This window comes from Massilia sp. IC2-476 (assembly GCF_020707295.1).
Taxonomy (GTDB): Bacteria; Pseudomonadota; Gammaproteobacteria; order Burkholderiales; family Burkholderiaceae_D; genus Telluria.
On sequence record NZ_JAJFER010000001.1, the window covers coordinates 514,187 to 538,084 of the forward strand.

At 66.4% G+C, this 23,898-nt stretch carries 20 protein-coding genes; 10 read left to right on the top strand and 10 right to left on the bottom strand.

Translation table 11 applies throughout. From position 1 onward, the window contains the following. Nucleotides 1–24: 24 nt before the first annotated feature. The 3 genes from LK539_RS02360 to LK539_RS02370 all read left to right on the top strand — a co-directional run bounded on the left by LK539_RS02360 (nt 25) and on the right by LK539_RS02370 (nt 5,758). On the top strand, nt 25–3,186 hold the full coding sequence (locus LK539_RS02360; protein WP_227799302.1) for an efflux RND transporter permease subunit: 3,162 nt from the start codon (nt 25–27) through the stop codon (nt 3,184–3,186). Beyond that, complete coding sequence (locus LK539_RS02365; RefSeq protein ID WP_307729076.1) at nt 3,183–4,613, top strand: efflux transporter outer membrane subunit; 1,431 nt, start codon at nt 3,183–3,185, stop codon at nt 4,611–4,613. Before LK539_RS02360 ends, LK539_RS02365 begins: the two co-directional genes overlap by 4 nt. Before the next feature lie 158 nt (nt 4,614–4,771). Next, entirely contained in the window at nt 4,772–5,758 is a 987-nt protein-coding gene (locus tag LK539_RS02370) for a M28 family peptidase (RefSeq protein ID WP_267877661.1), read from the top strand. Between the two features lie 126 nt (nt 5,759–5,884). On the opposite strand, the gene hemW is transcribed toward LK539_RS02370, so the two are convergent. The 5 genes from hemW to LK539_RS02395 all read right to left on the bottom strand — a co-directional run bounded on the left by hemW (nt 5,885) and on the right by LK539_RS02395 (nt 10,548). Further along, nucleotides 5,885–7,120, bottom strand: coding sequence for a radical SAM family heme chaperone HemW (gene hemW / locus LK539_RS02375; RefSeq protein ID WP_227799303.1), 1,236 nt, complete (start codon nt 7,118–7,120; stop codon nt 5,885–5,887). Then, nucleotides 7,117–7,701 carry an RdgB/HAM1 family non-canonical purine NTP pyrophosphatase gene (rdgB, locus tag LK539_RS02380; RefSeq protein WP_227799304.1) on the bottom strand — a complete coding sequence of 195 codons (585 nt, stop codon included), beginning with the start codon at nt 7,699–7,701 and terminating at the stop codon, nt 7,117–7,119. The genes hemW and rdgB overlap by 4 nt, the downstream gene beginning before the upstream one ends. 177 nt (nt 7,702–7,878) lie before the next feature. Continuing rightward, nucleotides 7,879–8,610, bottom strand: a complete 732-nt coding sequence (gene rph, locus LK539_RS02385) for a ribonuclease PH (RefSeq protein WP_227799305.1) — start codon at nt 8,608–8,610, stop codon at nt 7,879–7,881. An 11-nt stretch (nt 8,611–8,621) separates the two neighbouring features. After that, nucleotides 8,622–9,548, bottom strand: a complete 927-nt coding sequence (locus LK539_RS02390) for a PP2C family serine/threonine-protein phosphatase (RefSeq protein WP_227799306.1) — start codon at nt 9,546–9,548, stop codon at nt 8,622–8,624. 10 nt (nt 9,549–9,558) lie between these two features. Then, a complete protein-coding gene (locus tag LK539_RS02395; RefSeq protein WP_227799307.1) occupies nt 9,559–10,548 on the bottom strand; it encodes a serine/threonine-protein kinase in 990 nt (329 codons plus the stop codon). A gap of 94 nt (nt 10,549–10,642) precedes the next feature. Between LK539_RS02395 and LK539_RS02400 the strand changes: the two genes are divergently transcribed. The 4 genes from LK539_RS02400 to LK539_RS02415 all read left to right on the top strand — a co-directional run bounded on the left by LK539_RS02400 (nt 10,643) and on the right by LK539_RS02415 (nt 14,952). After that, on the top strand, nt 10,643–11,530 hold the full coding sequence (locus tag LK539_RS02400) for a YicC/YloC family endoribonuclease (RefSeq protein ID WP_227799308.1): 888 nt from the start codon (nt 10,643–10,645) through the stop codon (nt 11,528–11,530). A 203-nt stretch (nt 11,531–11,733) separates the two neighbouring features. Further along, on the top strand, nt 11,734–12,381 hold the full coding sequence (gene gmk, locus LK539_RS02405; protein ID WP_227799309.1) for a guanylate kinase: 648 nt from the start codon (nt 11,734–11,736) through the stop codon (nt 12,379–12,381). A gap of 48 nt (nt 12,382–12,429) precedes the next feature. Next, the gene (gene rpoZ, locus LK539_RS02410; RefSeq protein WP_005665923.1) at nt 12,430–12,633 is read left to right on the top strand and encodes a DNA-directed RNA polymerase subunit omega; all 204 of its coding nucleotides are present in this window, start codon (nt 12,430–12,432) and stop codon (nt 12,631–12,633) included. 75 nt (nt 12,634–12,708) lie between these two features. Then, complete coding sequence (locus tag LK539_RS02415; protein ID WP_227799310.1) at nt 12,709–14,952, top strand: bifunctional (p)ppGpp synthetase/guanosine-3',5'-bis(diphosphate) 3'-pyrophosphohydrolase; 2,244 nt, start codon at nt 12,709–12,711, stop codon at nt 14,950–14,952. A 23-nt stretch (nt 14,953–14,975) separates the two neighbouring features. Here LK539_RS02415 and LK539_RS02420 read toward each other — a convergent pair whose 3' ends face one another. Further along, nucleotides 14,976–15,542: a hypothetical protein gene (locus LK539_RS02420; RefSeq protein WP_227799311.1), complete on the bottom strand. Its 567-nt coding sequence runs from the start codon at nt 15,540–15,542 to the stop codon at nt 14,976–14,978. A 133-nt stretch (nt 15,543–15,675) separates the two neighbouring features. Here LK539_RS02420 and LK539_RS02425 point away from each other — a divergent pair, with 133 nt between their 5' ends. Then, nucleotides 15,676–17,637, top strand: coding sequence for an ATP-binding protein (locus LK539_RS02425; protein ID WP_227799312.1), 1,962 nt, complete (start codon nt 15,676–15,678; stop codon nt 17,635–17,637). Nucleotides 17,638–17,653: 16 nt separating this feature from the next. On the opposite strand, the gene LK539_RS02430 is transcribed toward LK539_RS02425, so the two are convergent. Continuing rightward, complete coding sequence (locus LK539_RS02430; protein WP_227799313.1) at nt 17,654–19,252, bottom strand: methyl-accepting chemotaxis protein; 1,599 nt, start codon at nt 19,250–19,252, stop codon at nt 17,654–17,656. Between the two features lie 264 nt (nt 19,253–19,516). On the opposite strand from LK539_RS02430, the gene LK539_RS02435 reads away from it, so the two are divergent. Further along, nucleotides 19,517–21,688, top strand: coding sequence for a tetratricopeptide repeat protein (locus tag LK539_RS02435; RefSeq protein WP_227799314.1), 2,172 nt, complete (start codon nt 19,517–19,519; stop codon nt 21,686–21,688). A 19-nt stretch (nt 21,689–21,707) separates the two neighbouring features. Further along, on the top strand, nt 21,708–22,094 hold the full coding sequence (locus tag LK539_RS02440; protein ID WP_227799315.1) for a VOC family protein: 387 nt from the start codon (nt 21,708–21,710) through the stop codon (nt 22,092–22,094). A gap of 18 nt (nt 22,095–22,112) precedes the next feature. On the opposite strand, the gene LK539_RS02445 is transcribed toward LK539_RS02440, so the two are convergent. The 3 genes from LK539_RS02445 to greB form a co-directional block, all read right to left on the bottom strand. Then, nucleotides 22,113–22,535, bottom strand: coding sequence for a YciI family protein (locus LK539_RS02445; RefSeq protein WP_227799316.1), 423 nt, complete (start codon nt 22,533–22,535; stop codon nt 22,113–22,115). 100 nt (nt 22,536–22,635) lie between these two features. Further along, nucleotides 22,636–23,229, bottom strand: coding sequence for a biliverdin-producing heme oxygenase (locus tag LK539_RS02450; protein WP_227799317.1), 594 nt, complete (start codon nt 23,227–23,229; stop codon nt 22,636–22,638). 59 nt (nt 23,230–23,288) lie between these two features. Next, nucleotides 23,289–23,858: a transcription elongation factor GreB gene (gene greB / locus LK539_RS02455; RefSeq protein WP_227799318.1), complete on the bottom strand. Its 570-nt coding sequence runs from the start codon at nt 23,856–23,858 to the stop codon at nt 23,289–23,291. Between the last annotated feature and the right edge of the window lie 40 nt (nt 23,859–23,898).

A 23,898-nucleotide genomic window follows, 5' to 3' on the forward strand; every position in this document is an offset into this window, starting at 1 on the left:
GCAGGAACAGAACAGGACTAAGCAATGGCTCGTTTTTTTATTGACCGCCCCATTTTTGCCTGGGTGATCGCGCTGTTCATCATGGTGATCGGCGGTGTCTCGATCACGCAGCTGCCGATCGCGCAGTATCCGAACGTGGCGCCGCCATCGATCGTGATCAATGCCGCCTACCCGGGCGCCTCGGCACAGACCCTGGAAGACTCGGTCATCTCCGTCATCGAACGCGAGATGAACGGCTCCCCAGGCCTCATCTACATGGAATCGAGCAGCTCCGCCAACGGCAGCGGCTCGATCACCCTGACGTTCGAAACCGGCACCAACCCGGACCTGGCCCAGGTGGACGTCCAGAACCGCCTGTCGCGCGCGGCCCCGCGCCTGCCGGCGGCGGTGAACCAGCAGGGCGTGCGCGTCGACAAGGTGCGCGCGAACTTCCTGCTGTTTACCATCCTGTCGTCGGACGATCCGAAGTGGGACCCGATCGCGCTGGGCGACTACGCCTCGCGCACGGTGCTGCCTGAAATCCAGCGTATCAAGGGCGTCGGTACCGCGCAGCTGTTCGGTACCGAGCGCGCGATGCGCATCTGGATCGACCCGGCCAAGCTGGTGGGCTTCCGCCTGTCCCCGGCCGACGTCAACAACGCGATCCGCAGCCAGAACGCCCAGGTGGCCTCGGGCACCATCGGCGAACTGCCGCTGGCGGCCGGCCAGGAAATCAACGCGACCGTGGTGGTGACCGGCCAGCTCTCGACCGTCGAGCAGTTCGGCAACATCGTGCTGCGCGCGAACCCGGACGGTTCGACCGTGCGCCTGCGCGACGTGGCCCGCATCGAGATCGGCGGCCAGGCCTATTCGACCTCGGCGCGCCTGAACGGCAAGCCCTCGACCGGTATCGGCGTGCAGCTGGCGCCGAGCGGCAACGCGCTGGAAACGGCGCGCCTGGTGCGCGAGCGCATGGACGAACTGTCGAAGTACTTCCCGGCCGGGATGAAGGCCACCGTGCCCTTCGACAGCTCGAAGTTCATCAACATCTCGATCGAGCAGGTGCTGCATACCCTTGTCGAAGCGCTGGTGCTGGTGTTCCTGGTGATGTACCTGTTCCTGCAGAACTTCCGCTACACGATCATTCCGACCATCGTGGTCCCGGTGGCCCTACTGGGCTCGCTCGGCACCCTGCTGGCGCTGGGCTACTCGATCAACGTGCTGACCATGTTCGGCATGGTGCTGGTGATCGGTATCGTGGTCGACGACGCCATCGTGGTGGTCGAGAACGTCGAGCGCATCATGTCCGAGGAAGGCCTGCCGCCGCTGGCGGCAACGCGCAAGGCGATGGGCCAGATCTCGGGCGCGATCATCGGCGTGACCGTGGTCCTGATGTCGGTGTTCGTGCCGCTGGCCTTCTTTGCCGGCGCCGTCGGCAACATCTACCGCCAGTTCGCGGTGGTCATGGTGTCCTCGATCGCCTTCTCGGCCTTCCTGGCGCTGTCGCTCACCCCGGCGCTGTGCGCGCACCTGCTGAAACCCGTCGAAGCCGGCCACCACCACGAGAAGCGCGGCTTCTTCGGCTGGTTCAACCGCCGCTTCGCCCGCACCGCCAAGGGCTATGAAGGCTGGGTCGGCAAGCTGATTCGCAATTCGGGGCGCGCGCTGGTGGCCTTCGTGCTGGTGTGCGGCCTGGTGACGCTGTTCTTCACCCGCATGCCGAATTCCTTCCTGCCAAACGAAGACCAGGGCTACGTGATCGCCAACATCCAGCTGCCGCCGGGCGCCACGCTCGAGCGTACCAACGAGGTGATGCGCACCGCCGAGGCCTTCATCATGAAGCAGCCGGAAGTGGCGAACATGGTCAGCGTGCTGGGCTTCTCGTTCTCGGGCGCGGGCCAGAACATGGCGCTTGCCTTCATCCCGCTGAAGGACTGGGATGAGCGCAAGGGCGCCGATTCGAGCGCCCAGGCCGTGGCCGGCCGCATCATCGGCGGCCTGTCGGGCGTGCGCGATGCCTTCATCTTCGCGTTGTCGCCGCCGCCGATTCCCGAACTGGGCCGCGGCACCGGCTTCACCTTCCGCCTGCAGGACCGCGGCGGCAACGGCCACAACGCCCTGCTGGCGGCGCGCAACCAGCTGCTCGGCATGGCCGCGCAGAGCCAGATCCTGACCGGCGTGCGTCCGGAAGGCCTGGAAGACGCGCCGCAGGTGATGCTCGATATCGACCGCGACAAGGCGCAGGCGCTGGGCGTGACCTTTGATGCGATCAATACCGCGATCTCGACCTCGCTCGGATCGAGCTACGTGAACGACTTCCCGAACGCCGGCCGCCTGCAGCGCGTCGTGGTGCAGGCCGAGGCCAGCGCCCGTATGCAGCCGGACGACCTGCTGCGCCTGAACGCGATGAACGTCCAGGGCGAGCCGGTGCCGCTGTCCTCCTTCGCCACCACCAAGTGGGTGACCGGTCCGATGCAGACCATCCGCTACAACGGCTATCCGGCGATGAGCCTGTCGGGCGACGCCAAGCCGGGCTATTCGACCGGTGACGCGCTGGCCGAGATGGAACGCCTGGCAGCCAAGCTGCCGCCGGGCTTCGCCTACGAGTGGACCGGCCAGTCGCGCGAGGAACAGCTCTCGGGCGGCACCATGGGCATCCTGATGGCCTTCTCGCTGCTGGCGATCTTCCTGGCCCTGGCGGCGCTGTATGAAAGCTGGTCGATCCCGGTGTCGGTCCTGCTGGTGGTGCCTTTCGGTATCCTCGGCGCGGTGCTGGCGGCCATGATGCGCGCCTACCCGAACGACGTGTACTTCAAGATCGGCCTGGTGACCATCATCGGCCTGGCGGCGAAGAACGCGGTCCTGATCATCGAATTCGCGAAGGACCTGCAGGCGCAGGGCAAGTCGCCGGCGGAAGCGGCGATCGAGGCGGCGCACCTGCGCTTCCGCCCGATCATCATGACCTCGATGGCCTTCATCCTGGGCGTGCTGCCGCTGGTGGTCGCCGGCGGCGCCGGCTCGGCATCGCAGCGCGCGATCGGTACCGGCGTGATGGGCGGTATGATTACGGCTTCCACCCTGGGTGTGCTGTTCGTGCCGCTGTTCTTCGTGGTGGTCCGCAAGATCTTCAAGGGTCGCAAGCGCCCGCAAGAGATCCCTGCACACCTGGAGGGCAGCGCTTCGGCAGTCGAAGGAAAACAACCATGATCGATACGATGAAAAAACTGACTCCACTGGCCCTGGCGATGACCCTGGCAGGCTGCATGTCGCTGGCGCCGAAGTACGAGCGTCCGGCGGCCCCGGTGGCCCAGGCCTTCCCTGAAATGCCGAAGGCCGCCAGCGCCCCGGCCGCCCAGCTGGTCAACGAGGCCCCGGCGGCAATCGCCTGGCAGCGCTTCTTCCCGGACGCGCGCCTGCGCGGCCTGATCGAGCAGGCATTGAGCAACAACCGTGACCTGCGCGTCTCGATCGCCAACATCGAGCAGGCCCGTTCGCAGTACCGCATCCAGCGCGCCGACCGCCTGCCCTCGGTGGGCCTCGGCATCAGCGGCTCGCGCCAGACCACTGGCGAAGACCAGCCGATCCAGAGCCTGTACCAGTCGGGCTTCTCGGTCACCGCCTTCGAGCTCGACCTGTTCGGCCGCGTGCGCAACCTGTCGCAGGCGGCGCTGGCCCAGTACCTGGCAACCGAAGAGGCGCGCAAGTCGGCGCAGATCAGCCTGGTCTCGTCGGTGGCCAACGTCTACCTGCAACTGCTGGCCGACGAAGAGCTGCTGGCGATCACCCAGCAAACCCTGGGCACGCGCCAGGAATCGCTGCGCCTGACCCAGCTGCGCTTCGACAACGGCGTCGCCTCGCGCTTCGAGCTGCAGCAGGCGCGTTCGCTGGTGGAGACCGCGCTGGCCACGCTCGCGGCGCAGCAGCGCCAGCGCGCCCAGGACCTCAACCTCCTGACCCTGCTGGTGGGCACGCCGGTGCCGGCAACGGCAGCCGCCGGCGCCACCCTGGCGTCGACCGAATTGCCCGACCTGCCGGCCGGTTTGCCGTCGGACCTGCTGGCCAGCCGTCCGGACATCCGTTCGGCCGAGCAGCAGCTGATCGCGGCCAACGCCAACATCGGCGCGGCGCGCGCCAACTTCTTCCCGCGCATCAGCCTGACGGGCAGCGTGGGCAGCGCCAGCACCGAGCTGTCCGGCCTGTTCAAGAGCGGCAGCTATGGCTGGACCTTTGCGCCGCAAGCGATCCTGCCGATCTTCGACTATGGCCGCAATACCGCCGTGCTGGGCTCGGCCCGCGCCCAGCGCGACATCGCGGTGGCGCAGTACGAGCGCTCGATCCAGCAGGCCTTCCGCGAAGTGGCGGACGCACTGGCGGGGCAGTCGACCTTCAGCGAGCAGCTGCGCGCCCAGCGCGCGGTGGCCGAGGCCGAAGCCGACCGCTTCAACCTGGCCGACCTGCGCTACCGCAACGGCGCGGCCAGCTACCTCGAGCTGCTGGATGCGCAGCGCGCCCTGTTCCAGGCGCAGCAGCAGGCGGTCCAGGCCAACCTGCAGCGCCTGCAGAACCAGGTCACGCTGTACAGCGTGCTGGGCGGCGGCTGGACCGAGCCGGCCACGCCGGTGGCGGCGCGCTGAGCTTTCAGGCGTTCACATCGAAACCGGGCTGTGCGCAGCCCGGTTTTTTTTCGTCCAGCGTCAAGCTGGGGCGAATTGAAGCGCGGAATTGAAGCAATGCGGAATGCGCAAGCTCGCTACACTGGACGCATGAACGCTTGCATGAAGCTCCCCCGACCATGCGCAAATTCGCCCGCTCACATTGGAAAGTCATTATCGCGATCCTGCTGGCGATCGCGCTGGCTACGCTGACCTTGGAAACCGACTCCGCCCCCGCCACCAGCCCCGAACTGTCCACCCGCCTGCGTGCGCACGTGCAAGCCATCGCCAGCAAGGAGCACAACACCGCCACCCCGCGCGAACTGGAACAGGCCGCGCGCCACATCGAAACCACCTTGGAAAGCTACGGCTATCGGCCACGCAAGCAGGAATACCAGGCCGACGGCCAGAAGGTACGCAACATCGAAGTCTCGGTGTCGAACACCGTGGCGGGCGCCAAACCTGAACGCATCTTCATCGTCGGCGCCCATTACGACTCGGCGCGCGGCGCGCCCGGCGCCAACGACAACGGCAGCGGCACCGCCGCCGTGCTGGAACTGGCGCGCCTGCTCAAGACCATGCAGCCGAGCCGCGGCACCGAAGTGAAGTTCGTGTTTTTCGTGAACGAGGAACCGCCCTACTTCATGGGCGAAGAGATGGGCAGCATGCAGCACGCGCGCGAACTCAGGCAGAGCGGGCAGAACGTGGCGGGCGCGCTGATCCTGGAAACCATCGGCTGGTACTCACAGGAGAAGAACAGCCAGAAGCTGCCGCCGGGGCTGGAGAAGCAGTACCCGAGCACCGGCAATTTCATCGCCTTCGTGGGCACGCTGGAATCATCGGCGCTGGTGCGGCAGGCGCTGGCGGCCTTCCGCGCGCAGTCCGATTTCCCGGCCGAGGGCCTGGCGGCGCCGGCCCATGTGATGGGCGTGACACTGTCGGACCACTCCTCGTACAACCGGCACGGCTACCCTGCCCTGATGATCACGGATACCGCCTTCCTGCGCTATCCCTACTATCACACGGCGGAAGATACGCCGGACAAGCTCGATTACGCGAGCATGGCGCGGGTGGTCAAGGGACTGGCGCGCACCATCGATTCGCTCGCTGGCGCCGCGCGCACGTAGGGGTGATCTGGTCCAATGGACCAGATCACGGTCTTCCCGCCCACGCGGTGATAGTTTGCAGCGAGATCATCGGGCGCGAGAGCGGAGCAGTTTGCAATCTCCGCGTGGGCGGCGAAGCCGCCCACCCTACGAACCCAGAAACATCTCCTGCAAGTCGTTCAGGAAGCGCTGCCCTAGCTCGGTTGGCTTGATCAGCTTGTGGTCGCGCAACAAGAGACCCTTGGCCTCCGCCTCGTTCAGCGCCTTCGTGATGGCGCTGATGCTCATGCCGGTGCGCTCGCCGAACAGGTTCGGATCGAAGCCCTCGGTCAGGCGCAGCGCGTTGAGCATGAACTCGAAGCCCATGTCGCCGCGCGCGATCTCGTGCTCTTCCTGCACCGGGTTGCCGCGCTTTGCCGCCTCGATGAAGGACCCCGGCTGCTTGTAGCGCGCCTGGCGCAGCACGCGGTGCGGGAACGAGATCTTGGAATGCGCGCCGGCGCCGATGCCGAGGTAGTCGCCGAACTGCCAGTAGTTCAAATTGTGCTGCGCGCGCTTGCCCGGCTGGGCGTAGGCCGAGACTTCGTAGTGCTCGTAGCCGGCGTTTGCCGTCGCCTCGAGGATCATGTCCTGCATGTCGGCGCTCGTATCGTCGTCCGGCAGGGTCGGCGGATACTTGGCGAAGACCGTGTTCGGCTCCATCGTCAGGTGGTACATCGACAGGTGCGGCGGCGCAAACGACAGCGCGGTCTCCAGGTCGCGGCGCGCTTCCTCGAGCGTCTGCGAGGGCAGCGCGAACATCAGGTCGAGGTTGAAGTTGTCGAAGGTCGACCGCGCGATCTCCACCGCGCGCAGCGCTTCCGCCTCGTCGTGGATGCGGCCCAGCGCCTTCAGGTGCGCGCCATTGAAGCTCTGGATGCCGATAGACAGGCGGTTCACACCACTGTCACGGTAGGACTTGAAGCGCTCGGCCTCGAAGGTGCCCGGGTTGGCTTCCATCGTGATCTCGGCGTCCAGCGCCAGCGGTAGCAGGGTACGCACGTCGGACAGCAGGCGATCCAGGCCGGCCGCCGACATCAGGCTGGGCGTGCCGCCGCCAATGAAGATGGTGTGGATCTTGCGGCCCCAGATCATGGGCAGCGACTGCTCCAGGTCGAGGCGCACGGCGTCCAGGTATTCCTTCTCCGGCAGCTCGCCCTTGGCCTCGTGCGAATTGAAGTCGCAGTAGGGGCACTTGCGCACGCACCAGGGGAAGTGGATGTAGAGCGACAGCGGCGGCAGCGCCGTGAGGTTCAGCGCGCCGGGCTGCAGGTATTGCAGGGCGGTGGCGGCGGGAGAACGTGATTCGCCGGGCATCGGACCAGCGACTTTAATCGGGATCATTTCAGTTTTTCTACCAATGCACGCAGGGCCTGGCCGCGGTGCGAGTGGGCGTTCTTGACGGCGGGTTCGAGTTCGGCCGTCGTCTTGCCGAGCGATGGGATCAGGAAGTGCGGGTCGTAGCCGAAGCCGTTGGCGCCGCGCGCGGTTTCGATGATCTCGCCGTGCCACTGGCCGTCGGCGATCACCGGCTGCGGGTCGTCGGCGTGGCGCACGTAGACCAGCACGCAGTAGTAATAGGCCGACTTGTCGGCGTGCCTGGCCAGTTCGGCAACCAGCTTCTCGTTGTTGCGGGCGTCGGATTTCGGCTCGCCGGCAAAGCGTGCCGAGTACACGCCGGGCGCGCCGCCCAGTGCGTTGACGCACACGCCCGAGTCGTCCGCCAGGGCCGGCAGGCCGGTCAGGCGCGAGGCATGGCGCGCCTTGGCCAGCGCGTTTTCCACGAAGGTGCCGAAGGGCTCTTCCGCTTCCGGAACGTTGAATTCGCCTTGCGGGTGCAGCTCGAAGCCGATGGGCTCCAGCAGTTGTGCGAATTCCTTCAGTTTGCCGGCGTTGTTGGAGGCGAGGATCAGGCGTTGGGTCATTGGGGCTCTGGGAGTGTTTGCTGCGGAGGGGGGATATTTTAGCGCTTTGGGTGCAAGGGCGCTTGGTCGGTCCGGGTAGAAAATTGGGTTCCGGCCTTCGCCGGAACGACGGCTCATCATTAAGTGGTGCTCTCAGCACGTCGTCCCGGCGAAGGCCGGGACCCAAGTTCCAATCGATCAGATCAACCCAAGCGCCTGCTTCTGCAAGCGCACCAACTCCGTCACCCCCAGCTGCCCCAGATCCAGCAGACGATTCATCCCCACCCTGTCAAACGCCGCCCCTTCCGCTGTCCCCTGCACCTCGATGAAATGCCCCTGCTCCGTCATCACGATATTCATGTCGGTATCGCAATCCGAATCCTCGACATAATCCAGGTCGAGCACCGGGGTGCCGCGGTACACGCCGACCGAGATCGCGGCCACGAAATGCCTGACCGGCACCGTGGTCAAGACGCCCTGCCCCACCAACGCGTTGAAGGCGTCGTAGGCCGCCACCATCGCGCCGGTGATCGAGGCGGTGCGGGTGCCGCCGTCGGCCTGGATCACGTCGCAGTCCAGGTGCAGGGTACGCTCCCCGAAGGCTTCCAGGTCGAAGGCGGCGCGCAGCGAGCGGCCGATCAGGCGCTGGATTTCCTGGGTGCGGCCAGTCTGCTTGCCGCGCGCGGCTTCGCGGTCCATGCGGGTGTGGGTGGAACGCGGCAGCATGCCGTATTCGGCGGTCAGCCAGCCCTGCCCCTTCCCTTTCAGGAAAGGCGGCACCTTTTCTTCGATGCTGGCGGTGCAGATCACCTTGGTGTCGCCGCACTCGATCAGCACCGAGCCTTCGGCGTGCTTGGTGTACTGGCGGGTGATGCGGATGGGACGCAGCTGGTCGACCGCGCGGCCGCTCGGGCGTTGTTCGAAGCTCATGGCTTTCCTTTTTATTTCAGCAATTGGGAGGACTTCTCGATCGCCTCGCGAATCTCGGCGATCGCTCGTTCGATTTCGTCTTCATCGAAGGCGTCGGCGCCCGACGGCAGCGGCTGGCCGGCGCTGATGGTCGAGCTGACCGCATCCTCGGGCAGCATCTGGGTCGAGATCATGTCCGGCGTCGTGGCGCCCGCCGCGTCCGCGCCCTGCCAAGTGATGGCGAGCGCCGTCGTGTTGTCGGCGCGCGCGCCGCCGATCGCCGCAGCCATGGCCACCAGGTCCGGTACCGCCTGCACGATGGTGGACGTCGACAGCCGGTGCAGGATCTCGCTCTCCGGCAGCATCGACCACAAGCCGTCGGAACACAGCAACAGGGTGTCGCCCGGCTCCAGGCTGGCCTGGCGCGAGATGTCGATCTTCGGCGCCTGGCCCGCGCCCAGGCAGTTGTACAGCTTGTTGCGGTCCGGATGGGTGTTGCGCTGGGCCTCGGTGGCGCGGCCGCGTTCGATCAGGTATTCGAGGTGCGAATGGTCGCGCGTACGCGCCAGCACCTGGTTGCGGCGCACCCAGTACAGGCGCGAGTCGCCGCAATGCGCCCACACGGCGCAATTGTGCTGCACCAGGCAGGCCACCACCGTGGTGCGCGGCGTTTCCGGCAGCTTGTGCTTTTCGGCGTAGGCCAGGATGTCCCAGTGCGCCTGGTTCAGCGCGTCTTCCAGGAAGCGCTCCGGCTTCTTCACATAGGGCCGGGCCTGCATGCGGAACATCATCGACAGGGTCTGCAGCGCGATGGTCGCGGCGACCTCGCCCGCCAGGTGCCCGCCCATGCCGTCGGCCAGCACCAGCAGCAGGGCGTCGCGCGTGAAGCTGTAGCCCATGCGGTCCTGGTTGACCTTGCGGCCGCCGATGTGGGTCTGCTGGTAGACGGAAAACTGCATGCTTGCTCTCCTAGGTGCGGGCCTTGCGGCCCATGCCCAGGCGGCCGGCCAGGGCGCGCCAGCCGCCTGCGCGCGCTTCGGTTTCTTCCATCTCGTCCGCCGCCTGCGGCGCCAGCGACGGCGCCGCTTGCAGCACCTTCTGCATTGCGAACACGCTCTGCGGCCGCGCCAGCGGATCGAGCGCCATGCAGGAGCGTACCATCGCGACCAGCTCGGGCGAATAGCTGCCTTCGAGTTTTGCGAACTGGGCCTCGGTCTTGTCTTCCTGGCGGCGCGCCTCGACTGCCGGCGGCATCGAGCGCGTCATGCAGGCGTACATGGCCGCGCCGATGCTGTAGATGTCGGTCCAGGGCCCCAGCGTGGCCGCCTTGCTGTACAACTCGGGGGCCGCGAAGCCCGGCGTGTACATCGGCGCCAGCATGGGCGCGTCGATATTGATGGTCTGGCGCGCCGCGCCGAAATCGAGCAGCAGCGGCGAGCCGTCGACGCGCAGGTAGATGTTGGCCGGTTTCAGGTCCAGGTGCAGCAGCTTGTTGGCGTGGACTTCGCGCACCCCGGCGCACACGCCGTTGAACAGCTGGCGAATCGACGTCTCGCTCATGCGGCTGCCGCGCGCGTGCAGGCGCGCGATGTGGTCCTGCAGCGTGTGGCCGGATTCGTAGGCCATCACCATATAGACCGTCTCGTGGGCGCGGAAGAAGTTCACCACCCGCACCACGTTCGGATGGACGATGCGCGCCAGCGCCCGCCCCTCTTCGAAAAAGCACTTCAGGCCGATCCGGAACACGGCCAGATTGGGTTTCGAGACCACGGGAACCAGCTCGCCGGGGGCGCGCAGGGCGAGCTGGCTGGGGAGGTATTCCTTGATGGCGACCGCGTTGCCTTCCGCGTCATATGCCAGATAAACAATACTGAACCCACCGGACGCAATTTTCTTTACAATGCGATATCCGGCAATTTCCAGGCCATCCGGCAGGGGGGCGTTATTCTGTGCGGCCATTCACGAAGGTTTCCTTGCTTAACAGGGCAATTGTGTGGATAAATGTCGGCTTTGTAAAGAATAAGAACCGGGGATCCCTTTGAGCATTTCAAGCATGACAGGTTATGCGGTGGCCACCAGCGAAGGCGCTGCCGGCACCCTCACGATCGAGATCAAGAGCGTCAATTCGCGCTTCCTCGACCTCCAGTTCCGCATCAACGACGACCTGCGCGCGCTGGAACCCGACCTGCGCGCCGCGATCATGGCCGCCATCACCCGCGGCAAGGTCGAGGTGCGCCTGTCCTTCGGCCGCAAGACCGCCGGCGGCTCGCAAGCGCTCAACCAGGAACTGCTGGCCGACCTCGCGCGGCTGCAGGGCGAGGTGACGAAGCACTTCGCCTCCGCGCCGCCGATGACGGTGGCCGAGCTGCTGCGCTGGCCCGGCGTGATCGAGGAATCGACGGTGGGCCAGGAGTCGCTGCAGCTTGACGTCGCCGCCCTCACCGCCACCACCGTCGTCGCCTTCGTCGACAGCCGGAAGCGCGAAGGCGCGGCGCTGGAAGCGATGCTGCTGTCGCGCATCGAGGCGATGGAAGCGATCGTCAAGCGCATCTCCCCGCTCATTCCGCAGGTGATCTCCCAGTTCCAGCAAAAAGCCATCGAGCGCATGCAGGACGCGCTGGGCTTGGCCGGCCACGGCAATCCCTCGGTGCTGAGCCGCCAGGAAGTGCTGGAACGCATCCGCCAGGAAGTGACGCTGTACGGCATCCGCATCGACGTGTCGGAAGAGCTGTCGCGCCTGTCGGCGCACCTGAACGAAACCCGCCACATCCTCAAGAAGGGCGGCCAGGTCGGCAAGCGCCTCGACTTCATGATGCAGGAACTGAACCGCGAAGCGAACACGCTGGGCGCCAAGGCCTCGGTGAAGGAATTGGCGGATGCGTCGATGGAGCTGAAGCTGCTGATCGAGCAGATGCGCGAGCAGGTGCAGAACCTGGAATAATTTGTTGTCGTCGCGCAACAATGTGCGATGACCATTTGAACGCGTGGGCTGCAAAACAGTCCACTGGACTGTTTTGCCCCGCCCACCCTCCGAAAGTGTTTTCGTAGGGTGGGCAAGTTTTTTGCCCACGCGTTCAACGTTATGATGAACACATGCAGCAAAGAAGATCGCTGCGCGATAAAAAACGCTACAAGGAACAAACAATGATCACTCCCGCCCTCTCCGGCAGCCTGTTCGTCGTCGCCGCACCCAGCGGCGCCGGCAAATCGACCCTGGTCAACGCCCTGCTGAAGCTGGAACCGGGCATCAAGCTGTCGATCTCGACCACCACCCGCCCACCGCGTCCGGGCGAGCAGGATGGCCGCGAGTACCATTTCACGACGGCGGAAGACTTCGTCTCGCGCGCCGACCGCGGCGAGTTCCTGGAATGGGCGGAAGTGCACGGCAACTATTACGGCACCAGCCGCCTGACCGTGGAACAGGAAATGAAACTGGGGACCGATATCCTGCTGGAGATCGACTGGCAGGGTGCGCGCCAGGTCAAGAAGCAGTTCCCCGACGCGGCCGGCATCTTCATCCTGCCGCCGTCGATCGAAGCCCTGGAGGAGCGCCTGCACAAGCGCGGCACCGACGAGCCCCACATCATCACCCGCCGCCTGCTGGCCGCCGGGGGGGAGATCGCTCACGCTCCGGAGTTCGAGTATGCTATCATCAACGAAGAGTTCAACGTCGCCCTCGCGGAACTGCAGGCGATTGTCAAAGCGACACGTTGCCGTTTCGCCCAACAGGCCGCGCGCAACGCCGACTTGTTTGCCCAGCTGGGAATCCACGCGCAACAACCAAGCTTATAAGCGCGGCGCCGCAAGGCTCGCCGCATATTGTCCATTCAGGAGTAAACCATGGCCCGCATCACCATCGAAGATTGCCTCAAGAACGTCCCGAACCGCTTCCAGCTGACCCTGGCCGCGACCTATCGCGCACGCCAGCTGCTGCAGGGCCACACCCCGAAGGTCGAAGCCAAGGACAAGCCGACCGTCGTCGCCCTGCGCGAAATCGCCGCCGGTAAAGTCGGCCTGGAAATGCTGAAGAAAGTGCCGATGTAAGACCCTGTTGGGGCCTGAATCCGTCATATCGATATTCTGTTATTCTGTGCCTACACTGGCTGATCGATATTACATATGAGTTTGTCTTCCCCGGATTCGACCCATCCAGGCCCCACCACTACCCGCACCAAGCGTCCGGGTAAACCGCAAGACGCCGAGGCACCGGCGCCCGCCCCGGGCGTTGCCTCGGTCACGCAGCTGATCAACAAGCTGTCCGACTACCTCACCCCCGCCGAGCTCAAGAAAGTCAAGGAAGCCTACCGCTTCTCCGACGAGATGCACCTCGGCCAGGTGCGCAAGTCGGGCGAGCCGTATATCTCGCATCCGATCGCCGTCGCCGAAATCTGCGCCGAGTGGAAGCTCGACGCCCAGGCCATCATGGCCGCGCTGCTACACGACGTGATCGAGGACCAGGACGTCAAGAAGGACGAGCTGATCGAGCGCTTCGGCGCCCAGGTCGCCAACATGGTCGACGGCCTGTCCAAGCTCGAGAAGATCGAATTCCAGAGCCAGATCGAGGCCCAGGCCGAGAACTTCCGCAAGATGCTGCTGGCCATGGCTTCGGACGTGCGCGTGATCCTGATCAAGCTCGCCGACCGCCTGCACAACATGCGCACCCTCGGCGTGATGGTCCCGGCCAAGAAGCGCCGCATCGCGCGCGAGACCATGGAAGTCTACGTGCCGATCGCCCACCGCCTCGGCCTGAACAACATCTACCGCGAGCTGCAGGACCTGTCCTTCTCGCACCTGTACCCCCTGCGCTACCAGACCCTGGCCAAGGCCATCAAGGCGGCGCGCGGCAACCGCCGCGAAGTGGTCAAGAAGATCCTCGAGGCGGTCAAGGCCCAGCTGGCGACGGGCGGCATCCAGGCCGAGGTCTACGGCCGCGAAAAGACCCTGTACGGCATCTATAAAAAGATGCGCAACAAGCACCTGTCGTTCTCGCAGGTGCTGGACGTGTACGGCTTCCGGGTGGTGGTCGACACCGTCCCCAACTGCTACGTGGCGCTTGGCACCCTGCACGCCCTGTACAAGCCGATGCCCGGCAAGTTCAAGGACTACATCGCGATCCGCAAGATCAATGGCTACCAGTCGCTGCACACGACCCTGATCGGCCCCTACGGCACCCCGGTCGAGTTCCAGATCCGCACCCAGGACATGCACCGCACCGCCGAGAGCGGCGTGGCGGCGCACTGGCTGTACAAGACCGGCGACTCGAACATGTCGGACCTGCAGCAGCGCACCCATGCCTGGCTGCAGTCGCTGCTCGACATCCAGCAGCAGACCGGCGACTCGGCCGAGTTCCTCGAGCACGTCAAGGTCGACCTGTTCCCGGATTCGGTCTACGTGTTCACGCCGAAGTCGAAGATCATCGCGCTGCCGCGCGGCGCCACCGCGCTCGACTTCGCCTACTCGATCCACACCGGCATCGGCGACCATACCGTGGCGGTCAAGATCAACAACGAGACCCAGCCGCTGCGCACCGAACTGCACAACGGCGACATCGTCGAGATCGTCACCGACCCGGAATCGCGCCCGAGCCCGACCTGGCTGAGCTTCGTCCGCACCGGCAAGGCACGCTCCGCGATCCGCCACCACCTGCGCACCGTGAACGTCAACGAGTCGGTGGAGCTGGGCCAGGAACTACTGGCCGGCGCCCTGGCCGCGCGCAACATCGGCGCCGAGCTGCCGCCCGCCACGGTGGAAAAGCTGCTGGCCGAGTCCTCGGCCAAGTCGATGGAAGAACTGTACGCCGACATCGGCATCGGCAAGCGCATGCCGCAGCTGGTGGCGCGCCACATCTTCGGCCTGATGGACGCCGACCCGGAGCACAAGCCGACCAGCCTGCCGATCCCGGCCACCGACATCGACCCGGTCACGATCTACGGCAGCGAAGGCGTGTCGGTGCAGCTGGCGCCTTGCTGCCTGCCGATCCCGGGCGACCAGATCCTGGGCCAGCTGCGACGCGACCAGGGCCTGGTGGTGCACACCTGCGACTGCCTGCCGGCCAAGCGCGTGCGCGCCAAGGAACCGGACCGCTGGATCGCCGTCCAGTGGGGCGAAGAACTGAACCGCCGCTTCGACTGCCGCATCCGCCTACTCATCAACAACGAGAAGGGCATCCTGGCGCGCGTGGCGGCCGAGATCGGCGAGTCCGACGCCAACATCACCTATGTCGGCATGGACGAGGACGACGAACACCTCATGACGCAGCTGCGCTTCACCATCCAGGTCAAGGACCGGGTGCACCTGGCGCAGCTGATCCGCAACCTGCGGCGGGTCGCGGGCGTCAACCGCGTCGAGCGCGAACGCTCCTGAGCGGGCCGGCCTCGGTGCCGGCCTCAGTGTTTGCTTGCCTTGCCCGACGCCGCCGGCACCAGTTCCGTAAAGTCGAGCGTCTCCCCGGACAGCAGCGCCGCTTCGTCGTGGCGGTAGCCGGACAGCGCGTTCGCCAGCATCAGCGGCACCTCGAACAGGCAATCCACATCGGCCTCCAGGCCGCCCTGCTCGTCCTGGGTCGCCTTCATTTCGGCGTGGATGGTGGCGAGCAGCGCGGGCGGCGCACCGTCCACGGCCAGGTGGTACAGGCCTTCGTCCGACAGGTGCGCCACATCCCACAGCTTGACGCCATCCCTGTACTGGAAGGCGGCGCTGGCCATGATGTGCTCCTCGACCTGGCAGCCGAGCGCTTCAGCGCCCTCGGACAGGCGCGCCATGCTCTCGGCCTGGACGGCCGGGTGGGCCATGTCGTTGAAGAAGACCAGGTAGCCGCCGCCCGGCAGCGCCGCGCCGGAGACCGGGCTCTCGTTGGCTTCGTCAGGCGCCCCCGTGTCGGCCAGTCCCAGCTGGGCCAGGATGTCCTCCTTCGATTTGCCGCGTATCGCGATCCAGGCGATCGAGAATCCCATGTGTGCATCCTTTCGAAACGTTGAACTGCCGGGGTCCGACAGTGTGGGGCAAGGGGCATCGCTTGGCAAATCGCCGGCTTGCAATCGTGCCGACGCGCTATGATGTCGCCATTCTCTTTTCGCGCTGGACACTATGCTCTCATTGGACCAGATCCAGGCCGTCTTCAACAGCTCGACAATTCCCACGGCCCTGTTTTCGCCATCCACGGACCCCGTCTTCGTCGCCGTCAATGACGCCTTCCTGCGCACCAGCACCCGCAGCCGCGAAGAACTGCTGGGCATGCGCCTGTTCGCCGCCTTCGGGGCTCCCGGCGAAAGTGTCGAGAATTCCAGCGCCAGCGCCCTGCGCGACTCGATCGCGCAGGCCATCCGCACGGGCCAGCCGCAGACCATGCCGGCCCAGCACTATCCGATCCTGGTCAGGCAGGCCGACGGCAGCGAACGCTTCGAGGAGCGCTACTGGAATGCGGTCAATGCGCCGGTCTTCGACGCGGCCGGGCAGCTGATCTTCATCCTGCATTACACGCTCGACATCACCCAGCAGGTCAAGGCCCAGGAGCAGCACCGCGCCACGACGGAGCTCTACAGCAAGCTGATCGAGTCGATGGACAACGGCTTCTGCCTCGTCGACATCATGTACGACGAGGACGGCAAGCCGGTCGACTACCGCTTCCTCGACATCAATCCCGCCTTCGAGGCCCAGACCGGCCTGGTGGGCGCGCGCGGCAAGTACGTGCGCGAGCTGGTGCCGGGCCTGACCGATACCCATTGGGCCGAGCTGTACAGCACCGTAGCCCTGAGCGGCAAGCCCCTGCGCTTGGTCGAGGAACCGTCGCCGCTCGGACGCTGGTTCAACATCTATGCCACGCGCGTGGGCGATCCGGCGCTGGGCAAGGTGGCGGTGCTGTTCACCGACGTCACCGAAAGCCGGCGCACGCGCGACGACCTGCGCAGCCTCGCGAGCGACCTGGCCAACGAGAACCGCCGCAAGACCGAGTTCCTGGCGACCCTGGCGCACGAACTGCGCAACCCGCTGGCGCCGCTGCGCACCGGCCTGGACCTGCTGCGCATGGCGGGCGCGACGCCACCGCCGCGGGTTCATGAAATGATGGACCGGCAGCTGAACCAGCTGGTGCACCTGATCGACGACCTGCTCGACATCGCCCGCATCAACAGCGGCAAGGTGCAGCTCAGGCGCGAACGGATCGCGCTGCGCGACGTCATCGACAGCGCGGTCGAGACGGCGTCGCCGCTCATCCGCGCCGCCGGGCACACGCTCGATGTTTCGGTGCCGGAGGCGCCGCTGGTGCTCGATGCCGACCCGGCGCGCCTGGCCCAGGTCCTGAGCAACCTGCTCACCAACGCGGCCAAGTACACGCCCGCGGGTGGGCGCATCTCGATCGCCGTGGACAGCGACCGGGAGCGCGTGCGCATCGCCGTCACCGACACCGGCATCGGCATCCCGGCCGATGCCCTGCCCGGCGTGTTCGACATGTTCAGCCAGGTGTCGCGCAACATGGGGCGCGCCCAGGGCGGGCTGGGGATCGGCCTGTCGCTGGTGCGCAGCCTGGTCGAAATGCATGAGGGAACGGTGCGCGCCGAGAGTGCCGGCGAAGGACAAGGCAGCAGCTTCATCGTGGAACTGCCGCTTGCCGCTGCCGCCCCGCCTCAGGCACAGGCTCCGTCCCGCGCCGATGCCGCCGCCATCGGCGCGGGACGCAGTCTGCGCATCCTGGTGGCGGACGACAATATCGACGCCGCGAAGACGATCAAGGCCCTGCTGCAGGCCAGCGGCCACGAAGTCGACGCCGTGCATGACGGGCGCCGCGCACTGGAGCTGGCGCTGGCGGCCCACTACGACCTGGCGATCCTCGATATCGGCATGCCGGGACTGAGCGGCTACGAGGTGGCGGCCGCGCTGCGCGGCAGCGCCGGCCGCCCGGACATCTACCTGGCCGCGCTCACCGGATGGGGTTCCGAAGAGGACCAGGCGCGCGCCCGTGCCGCCGGGTTCGACGCCCACCTGACGAAACCCGCCAGCCTGGCCGAACTCCAGCGCCTGCTGGCCGCCCTGCCCGAGGGCAGGCGCGCTTAGGGCAGACGCGTTTAAGTCAGGCCGCGGCCAGCGCCGGCCGCACGCGCGCCGCCGGCTGCGCCTGCACCTGCACGCCGCGTTCGAGGCGGAAGGTGCCCACCACCTGCGACAGCGTGGCCGCCTGTTCCTGCATTGCCACCGCGGCCGCCGCGGCTTCCTCCACCAGGGCCGCGTTCTGCTGGGTCACGCGGTCCATCTCGACGATCGCCCCGTTTACCTGTTCGATGCCGGCGCGCTGCTCCTCGCTGGCATTTGCGATCTCGTTCATGATGACGGTCACCTGGCCGATGCTGCGCACAATCTCCTGCATCGTCACGCCGGTGCGGTCGACCTGGCCGCTGCCTTCGGCCACCCGGGCGACGGAGTCGTCGATCAGTGCCTTGATTTCCTTGGCCGCGCTGGCCGAGCGGTGCGCCAGGTTGCGCACCTCGGTCGCCACCACCGCGAAGCCGCGCCCCTGCTCGCCGGCGCGCGCCGCTTCCACCGCGGCGTTCAGCGCCAGGATATTGGTCTGGAAGGCGATGCCATCGATGACGCCGATGATGTCGGCGATCTTGCTGGAGGCCGTGTTGATCGCCCCCATGGTGGCCACCACCTCGGCCACCATCTCGCCGCCCTGGCCGGCGATCATCGCGGCCTCGCCCGCCAGGCGGTTGGCCTGGCGCGCATTGTCGGCGTTCTGCTTGACGGTCGAGGTCAGCTCTTCCATCGAGGCCGCGGTCTCTTCCAGCGCGCTGGCCTGCTGCTCGGTGCGGCGCGACAGGTCCTGGTTGCCGGCCGCGATTTCACTGGAGGCAACCGTGATCGCGCCGGTGCCTTCGCGCACCTGGCCGACGATGCCGGCCAGGCCGTCGTTCATGACGCTCAGTGCGCGCATCAGCTGGCCGGTCTCGTCGCGGCCGTGGGCGACGATGTGGCTGCTCAAGTCGCCCGAGGCGACCTTTTCCGCGACCGCGACGGCGGCGCGGATCGGGACCGTGATCGAGCGGCTGATCAGCCAGGCGCAGGCGATGCCCAGCGCCAGGGCCGCCAGGCCCAGCGCGCTCAGGAGCACGCGGGTGGCGGAATAGGAATCGAGGATCGAGGCGGCGACGCCGTCGGCGGCACTGATCTGCATCGTCGCCAGCTTGTCGACGGCCGCACGGAACGCGGCGCTACGGGGCACCAGCTGCTCGCGGTAAACCGTCGTTGCCAGTTCATGGTCACCGGCCAGCTTGGCCTTGAACACGGCGTCGCGCGCCGCCAGGTAGCCGTCGCGCCCCGCCTTGACCGCCTTGAACTGTTCCTTGACGGCCGGATTGCGCAGCGAGCCTTCGATCTCGTTCTGCAGCTCGGTCGAGCGGGCCGACACGCGCTTCATGCGCTCGGCCATCTCGACGGCGACTGCCGGATCGGTGGCCGCGAATACGGTTTCCATCCGCGCATTGTTCAGCTCGATGAGCTTCCCCCACTCGGCCACGTTGCGCTGGTTCTTGATGCTGGTGTGGACCAGGCGGTAGGTCATGTCGCCCGCCGACTGCATGCGCGCCAGCGCGCTCAGGGTCACGACGAGCAAGAGGGACAGGACGATGGCAAAGCCGATGCCGAGGCGGGCGCCGATCTTGAGGTTTTTCACTGCTGGATTCCTTCTGGATGCTGATGGCGGCGTAGCGCGCGCAGACTGGATGAAACGGGCCGTATGCCGTCGAGGCGCAGGATAGCATTGCCACTCAGCAATATGGTGCAATGCGGCAATTTCGCAACTCAGGGAAATCACGTATAGGCCGCGCGGGAATGCGTCCGGCCGACGCGGCCCGGCCTTCCTTGACGCTGGCAGGACCATGCTCTATCTTAACGGCCAGAAACCGGCCGCAGCCGCCCCTCCCCGCAGGAACCATTGATGCCTCCCGCCACTGACGACATCCAGCAGCTCGCCGACGAGGCGCTGCACGCAGCACTCAACGAGCTCGAAGCCGGCCAGGCCGCGCAGGCCGAGGCGCTGTTCAGCGCCGTCCTCGAGCTCCAGCCGCAGCGCGCCGAGGCCCACTTCGGACTCGGCCTGCTGCAACGCCGCGCGGGCGACGCGGGCGCGGCGATCCCGCACTTCGCCAACGCGCTGCAGGCGGCGCCGCAGGAAGCATCTTTCTGGATCGCCTACCTCGACGCGCTGATGGAGGCGCGCCAGTACGCCACCGCGCGCGAACTGCTTGCGCTCGGCCGCGCCCAAGGCCTCGAAGGTCCCGAGATCGAGGCGTTCGAGCAGCAGCTGGCGCAGCGCGGCGAGCCGCCGGACGCACGCATCGAAGCTGCCGGCACCCTGTACAAGCATGGCAAGAAGGAAGCGGCAGCCAGGCTGGCGCGTGCACTGACCGAGGAATTTCCCCAGCACCCGTTTGGCTGGCGCGTCCTCGGTGGTGTTCACTACGCCAAGCGGGAATACCCGGAGGCGCTGGCGGCGATGACCAAGGCGGCCGCCTACGATCAGGATGATGCCGAAACCCTGTGCAACCTGGGTCTGATGCTGCGCGGGGCCGGCCAGCTGGAGGAAGCGAAAGCCGTGCTCGAGCGCGCTGCCGAACTCGAACCGGGCAACATCAATGCCCATAACCACCTGGCCGCGACGCTGCAGGAAATGGGCCGGCCGACCGAAGCCCACGCCGCCGCCAGTGCTGCGCTGGCGATCGATCCCGACGATACGGGCGCCCTCGCCAGCATCGCCGTGATCCTCGACAACCTGGGCCGGGCCGAGGAAGCCATCGCGGCCTACCGGCGCGTGCTGGCGCGGGAACCGGATCATTCGAATGCCTACGGCAACCTGCTGTTCTGCATGAGCCACACGGAGGGCGTCACGCCGGAGGAGCTGTTCGCCGAACATGTCCGCTTCGGCCAGAATTTCGCAAGCCGCTTCAAGCCGGCGCGCAAATGGCGCAACACGCGCGAACCGGGACGGCTGCTGCGGATCGGCTTCGTGTCCGGCGACCTGCGCAACCACGCGGTGGCCAGTTTTATCGCGCCGATGTTCCGGGAGCTGGGCAAGCGCCCTGGCCTGGAAGTGCACGTCTATTACACCCATCCGGTCAACGACGACACCACCGCCGGGCTGCGCAGCCATGTCGCGCACTGGCATGACGCCAGTCCGCTCGACGACGACGCGCTGGAAGCCCGGATTCGCGAAGACGGCATCGACATCCTGATCGACATGAGCGGCCATACCGCCTACAACCGCCTGCACGTATTCGCGCGCAAGCCGGCACCGATCCAGGTGTCCTGGCTGGGTTACCCGGGCACCACCGGCCTGGCGACCGTGGATTACTACCTGGCCGACAGCGTCATGATGCCGCGCGGGAAGTACGATCACCTGTTCACGGAAGCGCTGGTCCAGCTCCCGGTGGGCGCACCCTTCGAACACCCACAGGACGCGCCGCCGATCACTCCGCTGCCGGCGCTGGAGAACGGTTATCTTACTTTCGGCAGCTTTAACCGACTCAGCAAGATCAGCCGGCAGGTGATCGCGTTGTGGGGTGAACTGCTGCGCGCGCTGCCGGATGCGCGGCTCGTGGTCGCGGGCATGCCGATCGAAGGAGGCGGGCACGAGCAGCTCGCCGGCTGGCTGCAGGAAGAAGGCATCGAGGCCGCGCGCATCAGCTTCCATCCGCGCTCCGCCACCCCCGACTACCTGGCAATGCATGGCGGGATCGATATCTGCCTCGACACCTTCCCCTACTCCGGCGGTACGACGACGCTGTTCGCCCTCTACATGGGCGTGCCGACACTGACATTGGAAGGCCGGACAATCGCAGGGCGGCAGGGCACCTCGATCCTCACCCACCATGGCCTGCCGCAATTCATCGCCAGCGATGCTGCCGATTTCGTGGCCAAGGGGCTTGCTGCGAGCCGCGACCTCGCGGCCCTGGCTGACATCCGTGCAGGCTTGCGCATGCGTGCGCCGGGTGTCGAGGCCATCACCGACGCCTTCGAGTACGCGCTGCGCCACATGTGGGAACGCTGGTGCGCGGGCCTGCCGGCGGCGGGCTTCGAAGTACCGGCGCAGCATCCGCTGCAGCCGGATTGATACTCAACAGGGAAACAACATGAAACGGGTGACGGGCATCGGCGGGATCTTCTTCAACGCGCAGGACCCGGTCGCGCTGCGCGCCTGGTACGCGCGCCACCTGGGCATCGACGTACAGGACTGGGGCGGCGCCGCCCTCCTCTGGGACGAGGAGGCGCGCAAGCCGGATGGCGGGATGACCGTCTGGTCAATCGGCCAGGCCGGCAACGAACACTTCGCCCCCGGCCGGGCCAACTTCATGATCAATTACCGGGTCGCCGACCTGGACGCCCTGCTGCAGGCCCTCCGCGACGAGGGCTGCAATGTGATGGACAAGACCGACGACTCGGAATTCGGCAAGTTCGGCTGGGTCATCGACCCCGAGGGCAACAAGGTCGAGCTGTGGGAGCCGCCCGCGGGCTCGTAACGCGGGTTACTGCGCCACTCAGTTGGCCAGCGCGGCGCGCTGACGCTCTTCCTGCTCGCGCAGCTCGGGCGTCATGGCGTCGCCGAAGTCTTCCATGTCGAAGATCTGGCGGATCTCGATCTCCGCTTCGCCGCCCTTCATCGGCATCGGTACGCGCTTGACCCACTCGATCGCCTCTTCCTTCGACTTCACCTGCCAGATCCAGAAGCCGGCCAGCAGTTCCTTGGTCTCGGCGAAGGGGCCGTCGATCACGCGCGACTGGCCGTCCTTGAAGTGCACGCGCGCGCCGCGCGAGGATGGGTGCAGGCCTTCGCCCGAGACCATCACACCGGCCTTGATCAGCTCGTCATTGAAGTTGCCCATGTCGGTGAGCAGTTTTTCGTCCGGCATTTCGCCCGCTTCGCTGTGTTTGTCCGCCTTCAGCAGAATCATGAATCGCATCGCATCCTCCGTTTGGTATGGTTGGCCATGACGGTTTTCTTCGTCATTTGACAGCACGACGATCGGCGCAGGACGAATTCGACAGCGGCGCCGGACTTTTTTATTGTTTATCGAGCGGCGCCAGCGCCAGGATCGCGTCGAAGGCATCGCAGGCCCCGGCGCAGGCGTCGGCGATCTGTTCCTGGCTGGTGACGTGGGCGCGCAGGGCCTGCATGAAGGCGCGCCAGCGCGGACCCGGGCCGACGTCAAGGCCGCGCAGGTAGCGCAGCGGGTGCGGAGCCAGCGGTCCGACCAGCTTGCCGTACAGGACGGCCCCGCCCAGCTGCGAGCCTTCGATGACATAGGCCACGCCCCAGCGGTAGGCGGCGCTGGCGTCGGACGGCCAGCTGGCAGGCGCGCGCGGCGGCGTGTCGACCATGCCCGGCTCGGCCAGGTCGGCCTCGATCAGGGCCAGGCGCGCGGTCGGTGGCAGGGTGGGATCGCGCTGGGGGCCGTCGTCGAAGCCGGCCAGCCAGGCTTCGAGCGGCGCCAGCCAGTCGCGCACCATGGTCAGGTGCGCGGCGTAGTCAGCCAGGTCAGGGAGGGGAGCGGACAGCGGCAGGCCGCTGTCGAGCCGCTCGTGCCGCGAGGCAGTCGCAGTCCGCAGCGCGGCCAGTACATCGGTGTCGCGCGCGGAATCGTTTGGACGGTTCATGAAGGCTCGAGAAGGTTCTCGATGGGCGGCAATCGTCCATCTTACCACCCGGGGGCCGTTCAATCGGTAACAGGCTCCGGATATTCGACCGAAAGGATCTCCAGCTCGTCCGTACCGAGCGGGGTTTGTAGCGTGATGACATCACCCTCGCGCCCCTTGGTGAGTGCGCGCGCCACCGGCGAGACCCAGCTGATCTTGCCGCGCAGGGGGTCGAGCTCGTCGACGCCGACGATGGTGACGGTATGCTCCTCGCCGGCCTTGTTCAGGTAGGTGACGGTGGCGCCGAAGAAGACCTGGTCGTTGCCATGGTGCACGCTGGGGTCGACCACGAAGGCCGAATCCATGCGCTTGGTGAGAAAGCGGATGCGGCGGTCGATCTCGCGCAGGCGGCGCTTGCCATAGATATAGTCGCCGTTTTCCGAGCGGTCGCCGTTCGAGGCGGCCCAGTGCACCACCTTCACCACTTCCGGACGCTCGACGTCGATCAGCTGCAGCAGCTCGTCCTTGATGGCCTTGTAGCCGCTTGGGGTGATGTAGTTCTTGGCCCCGGCGGGAATAGCCTGGGCCAGCGCCAACGCGTCCGCGTCGTCGTCATCGTTGTCCGATTCTTTTACGAATGCCTTGTTCATGGGCTTATTGTAATGGCAAGTGGCGCCGGGGCGCTTCCGC

Coding starts and splice junctions, on each gene's coding strand:
- LK539_RS02450 (WP_227799317.1), bottom strand. CDS start 23,229: ATGAACCGTCCAAACGATTCCGCGCGCGACACCGATGTACTGGCCGCG.
- LK539_RS02370 (WP_267877661.1), top strand. CDS start 4,772: ATGCGCAAATTCGCCCGCTCACATTGGAAAGTCATTATCGCGATCCTG.
- LK539_RS02425 (WP_227799312.1), top strand. CDS start 15,676: ATGCTCTCATTGGACCAGATCCAGGCCGTCTTCAACAGCTCGACAATT.
- LK539_RS02360 (WP_227799302.1), top strand. CDS start 25: ATGGCTCGTTTTTTTATTGACCGCCCCATTTTTGCCTGGGTGATCGCG.
- LK539_RS02435 (WP_227799314.1), top strand. CDS start 19,517: ATGCCTCCCGCCACTGACGACATCCAGCAGCTCGCCGACGAGGCGCTG.
- LK539_RS02420 (WP_227799311.1), bottom strand. CDS start 15,542: ATGGGATTCTCGATCGCCTGGATCGCGATACGCGGCAAATCGAAGGAG.
- LK539_RS02390 (WP_227799306.1), bottom strand. CDS start 9,548: ATGCAGTTTTCCGTCTACCAGCAGACCCACATCGGCGGCCGCAAGGTC.
- hemW (WP_227799303.1), bottom strand. CDS start 7,120: ATGATCCCGATTAAAGTCGCTGGTCCGATGCCCGGCGAATCACGTTCT.
- gmk (WP_227799309.1), top strand. CDS start 11,734: ATGATCACTCCCGCCCTCTCCGGCAGCCTGTTCGTCGTCGCCGCACCC.
- LK539_RS02445 (WP_227799316.1), bottom strand. CDS start 22,535: ATGCGATTCATGATTCTGCTGAAGGCGGACAAACACAGCGAAGCGGGC.
- LK539_RS02365 (WP_307729076.1), top strand. CDS start 3,183: ATGATCGATACGATGAAAAAACTGACTCCACTGGCCCTGGCGATGACC.
- greB (WP_227799318.1), bottom strand. CDS start 23,858: ATGAACAAGGCATTCGTAAAAGAATCGGACAACGATGACGACGACGCG.
- rph (WP_227799305.1), bottom strand. CDS start 8,610: ATGAGCTTCGAACAACGCCCGAGCGGCCGCGCGGTCGACCAGCTGCGT.
- LK539_RS02400 (WP_227799308.1), top strand. CDS start 10,643: ATGACAGGTTATGCGGTGGCCACCAGCGAAGGCGCTGCCGGCACCCTC.
- rdgB (WP_227799304.1), bottom strand. CDS start 7,701: ATGACCCAACGCCTGATCCTCGCCTCCAACAACGCCGGCAAACTGAAG.
- LK539_RS02395 (WP_227799307.1), bottom strand. CDS start 10,548: ATGGCCGCACAGAATAACGCCCCCCTGCCGGATGGCCTGGAAATTGCC.
- LK539_RS02415 (WP_227799310.1), top strand. CDS start 12,709: ATGAGTTTGTCTTCCCCGGATTCGACCCATCCAGGCCCCACCACTACC.
- rpoZ (WP_005665923.1), top strand. CDS start 12,430: ATGGCCCGCATCACCATCGAAGATTGCCTCAAGAACGTCCCGAACCGC.
- LK539_RS02440 (WP_227799315.1), top strand. CDS start 21,708: ATGAAACGGGTGACGGGCATCGGCGGGATCTTCTTCAACGCGCAGGAC.